We start from the raw sequence: 3565 nt of genomic DNA on the forward strand, positions 1-3565 counted from the left end.
CGGCCTCGGCTGCCGCACCGCGGGAGGCGGCGGCGGAGCGTTGGTCGGCGGCGGCGGCGGGGGCGGAGGAGGCGGCGGCGGAGGCGGCGGAGGCGGAGGCAGCTCCACGTCCACAGCTTCGTCGCTGTACTCCTTCAGCACCGCTTCGAACTTCTGCTTCGCGAGGTACGCGAACAGAAGGCCGTGCAGCCCGAGGACGATGATCAGGGCCACGCCGAAGGTGCCGAGGCCCTTCTTACGGCGCGGACCTTCCGAGGTCAGCGGATCGTAGTGGCGATGCTCGGGCGTTTGTTGTTCAGCCATGCATCACCCCTCAGCTGTTCTCATCCCGGCCGATAAGGGCCACGCTGTAGAACCCGTTGTCCTGGAGGGCGTTCATGACCTCCATAAACGAGCCGTAGCGAGTCTTTTCGTCCGCGCGGATGAAGATGCGTTCCTTGGAGGGATCGCGTCTGCCGATGTTCTTCGTCAGGTCTTCACCCATCGTGTCGATCGAGGTCCGGTCGTCGCCGATGTACAGCTGACCGTTCGCCTTGATGGAGATGTAGACCGGTTTCGGCGGGTTGGGGGTCGCTTTCGCCACCGCCGGCGGCAGGTTCACTTCGATCGACACGGAGGCCAGCGGAGCCGCCACCATGAAGATGATCAGAAGGACCAGCATGACGTCCACGAAGGGCGTGACGTTGATCTCGCTGTTCTGTTCGACGTTGAACCTGTCGCCGCCGCCACCCGAAAGTTTGGCGGCCATCGGTCTTACGCCCCCTTGTCGAGCTGACGCGAGATAGCGTTCATCAGTTCAGCAACGAAACCTTCCGAGCGCGTGCCGTAGGCCGAGATGCGGGTCTGGAAGTAGTTGTAGAAGATAACCGCCGGGATAGCGGCGAACAGACCGATACCGGTGGCGAGCAGGGCTTCAGCGATACCCGGCGCGACGACGGCGAGGTTGGTCGTGTTGGTGTTCGCGATGCTGATGAACGAGGTCATGATCCCGTACACGGTGCCGAACAGACCGATGAACGGACCACCCGAACCGACCGAGGCCAGGAACACCATGCCGCCCGACAGGCGCTTGGCCAGCGAGGCCTGCACCGCGTTGATGGCGTAGGTGGCGCGAGCGATCGTCGAGTCGCGGTGTTCGCCGCCGACTTGCAGACCGGCTTGACGCGACAGTTCGACTTCTTGGGCGGCCGCGGCGGCCATGTCGGCCAGCGGGTTGCCTTCGAATTCTTCCGACGAGCCGATGCGGGCGATGTCCGCGATCGAGCGAGCGCCGCGGAAGGCTTCCAGGAACTGGTCGGTTTGCTTGTTCAGGCTGCCGAACTCGAGCAGCTTGGTGATCAGCAGAACCCACGAGAAGACCGAGGCCAGCAGCAGGCCGATCATCACGACCTTAACGACGATGCCGGCCGCGAGGAACATGCCGACCGGGGTCAGCGAGTGCGACTTCATCTTTTCGGTCGCGGCTTCACCGGCGTTTTCCTCGGCCGGAGCGGCGTCGGCGGCGGGAGCCGGGGTTGCGGCCGGGGTCGCGGCCGGGGCGGCGGCTTCGGCGGCGGCCGGCGCAGGCGCGGCGGCGTCCTGAGCGAAGGCCGGGGCGCTCGCCATCAGCGCCACGGCGCCAACGAGAGCGATGAGGGGGGTCTTCCGTTTAATGTCGAGCATCTGTCGCCAGTTCCTGATTGGTCTAGCACGTTTGGACCGAGGGTCGTCGCGCGAGAGCGTCTCCACCCTAACTTGAAAAGCCCGCTTTCCCACCCGATCTCTCGGATGTTGGGCAGACCCGCTTCGCTGCGCTCGACCCGTTACGCCCCGCTTGGAAGGCTCATGCCCGCCCAGAAGGATCGTTTCGAAGCGCGAGTGACCGCGGCCCCTTTCGAGGCTCTGGTCTTACCGCAATGTTAGAATTGCGGCATGGGTCCTTTGGCAACCCCTTTTCGCACCGTCAAGGGGGCGTCCAGGGCATAAATTTACGACAGTCAGCGCTCGAAACCGGTTATTGCTGCACTGCACAAAAGGCAAATCAGGAATTCAAGGCGGTTTTTCCCTAACAAAGGGAATATTGGCGCCGCATCGCAGCATGCCGACAAAACAGCGATCTCCCGGCGACTGCCCGGAAGCTGGTCAGACAACCTCGGAAGGAGGCGCCTCAGAATCCCTGGCGGCGCTGCCAGATGTCCTCACCGGACAAGAATCCGTCGGCGGGGCGACTTAAGGGAAAGCGGGCAAACGCACGCGAAGTCGGACCCAGGCCCGCTAAGCCGCTTCCGCCGGCTCCCCCATCCGCACCGTCAACTGCAGACCCAGCGCCTGCATCACCTTCAACACGGTCTCGAAGCGCGGGTTGGCGTCCTCCTTCAGAGCCTTGTAGAGGCTCTCGCGGCCCAGGCCGGCCTTCTCGGCCACCTCGGCCATCCCAAGCGCCCGGGCGGCGACGCCCAGGGCGTGCTGGATATAGGCCGCATCGCCGGTCTCCATCGCGTCCGCCACGAAGAACGCGACATCCTCCGGCCGATCCAGCAGCCGCGCGGCGTCGAACGGGACGGTCTCCGTGGGCGTGATCTTCTGGGTCATGGTCATCATCTCCGTTAAAGGCGGCGGCGACCGCCCCCCCCCTTTGCTCATCCGGGCGGGGGAAGCCCTCGTGCGAGTTCCTTGGCCTTGGCGATATCCCGGTCCTGGGTCGACTTGTCGCCGCCGGCCAGCATCACGATCACCACGTCGCCCCTGGCGGACGAAGTAAAGGCGATAGCCAGGACCCGTATGGATCCTCAGTTCGCTAACGCCGTCGCCAACCGCCCTGGCGTCGCCGAAATGGCCGTAACCGAGACGCGCCACGCGGGCGGCGACCTGTCGCCTGGCGATCGGGTCGCGCAGGGCTTCGGTCCAGGCGCTGAACTCGACGGTCTGGCGAACCTCGATCATGCCGCAAGTATCCATACGGATACAAATCTGTCAAGGATTCCGTATCCAAACGGATACGCGCAGCCACACCCTCGAACGACCGCGCGATCGGCGCCAGCTATAGCCCTGCCCGCCCCAAGAATGCTCCAGAGTCATGACGCTTGCCCGCAAGCGCAGAGGACGCGCTTTTCCAAGCGACGATCCGGGACCTGCGCAACCTGCTGAACTGTGAGGAAAAAGAAGGTGGTGCCTGGGGCCGGAATCGAACCAGCGACACGCGGATTTTCAATCCGCTGCTCTACCAACTGAGCTACCCAGGCCCTTGGACCTTCGAAGCGGTTTAGGCCGCCCCGGCCTCGCCCTGCGGCGAGGAGCCGGGTCTATAGGAGAGCCCGCCCGGCTTGTCCAGCGCCCTTTTCGACTAATTGTCGAAGTCTGTGGACAGCGGGTTTTCCTCGTCGTCCTGGGCGCCGGGAACCACGTAGCGGTCCGACAGCCAGCGCTGAAGATCGACGTCCGCGCAGCGCTTGGAGCAGAAGGGCCGGGCCTCCGGCGTCGCCGGCTTGCGGCAGATCGGACAGGGGCTGCTCATGACGCGGAGACCTCGATGCGGTCGTTCGGCCAGCCGGGTTCGGCCGTGACCGTGAAGCGCCGGCCCAGGCGG

Annotated in this window: 4 protein-coding genes, 1 tRNA gene and 2 pseudogenes; all 7 read right to left on the reverse strand. The window is 64.9% G+C overall.

From position 1 onward, the window contains the following. A pseudogene (locus tag DMC18_RS17175) lies at positions 1-303 on the reverse strand (energy transducer TonB); the annotation flags it as partial. Between the two features lie 10 nt (positions 304-313). Continuing rightward, positions 314-748 (reverse strand): biopolymer transporter ExbD, encoded by a 435-nt coding sequence (locus DMC18_RS17180; protein WP_110133137.1) that lies wholly within the window; start codon positions 746-748, stop codon positions 314-316. A 5-nt stretch (positions 749-753) separates the two neighbouring features. Then, on the reverse strand, positions 754-1662 hold the full coding sequence (locus DMC18_RS17185; protein ID WP_110133138.1) for a MotA/TolQ/ExbB proton channel family protein: 909 nt from the start codon (positions 1660-1662) through the stop codon (positions 754-756). Between the two features lie 591 nt (positions 1663-2253). Next, positions 2254-2571 (reverse strand): addiction module antidote protein, encoded by a 318-nt coding sequence (locus DMC18_RS17190; protein ID WP_110119364.1) that lies wholly within the window; start codon positions 2569-2571, stop codon positions 2254-2256. A gap of 207 nt (positions 2572-2778) precedes the next feature. Continuing rightward, a pseudogene (locus DMC18_RS27210) lies at positions 2779-2937 on the reverse strand (type II toxin-antitoxin system RelE/ParE family toxin); the annotation flags it as partial. A gap of 208 nt (positions 2938-3145) precedes the next feature. Beyond that, positions 3146-3221, reverse strand: a tRNA-Phe gene (locus DMC18_RS17200). 101 nt (positions 3222-3322) lie between these two features. Beyond that, a complete protein-coding gene (gene yacG, locus DMC18_RS17205; protein WP_110133139.1) occupies positions 3323-3493 on the reverse strand; it encodes a DNA gyrase inhibitor YacG in 171 nt (56 codons plus the stop codon). Positions 3494-3565 lie beyond the last annotated feature (72 nt).

It is taken from the genome of Caulobacter sp. D5 (genome assembly GCF_003185805.1).
In the GTDB taxonomy this organism is placed as follows: Bacteria; Pseudomonadota; Alphaproteobacteria; order Caulobacterales; family Caulobacteraceae; genus Caulobacter.

What these genes read in the sequence shown, in the direction of transcription:
- DMC18_RS17180 (WP_110133137.1), bottom strand. Translation starts at nt 748, where the DNA reads ATGGCCGCCAAACTTTCGGGTGGCGGCGGCGACAGGTTCAACGTCGAA.
- DMC18_RS17185 (WP_110133138.1), bottom strand. Translation starts at nt 1,662, where the DNA reads ATGCTCGACATTAAACGGAAGACCCCCCTCATCGCTCTCGTTGGCGCC.
- DMC18_RS17190 (WP_110119364.1), bottom strand. Translation starts at nt 2,571, where the DNA reads ATGACCCAGAAGATCACGCCCACGGAGACCGTCCCGTTCGACGCCGCG.
- yacG (WP_110133139.1), bottom strand. Translation starts at nt 3,493, where the DNA reads ATGAGCAGCCCCTGTCCGATCTGCCGCAAGCCGGCGACGCCGGAGGCC.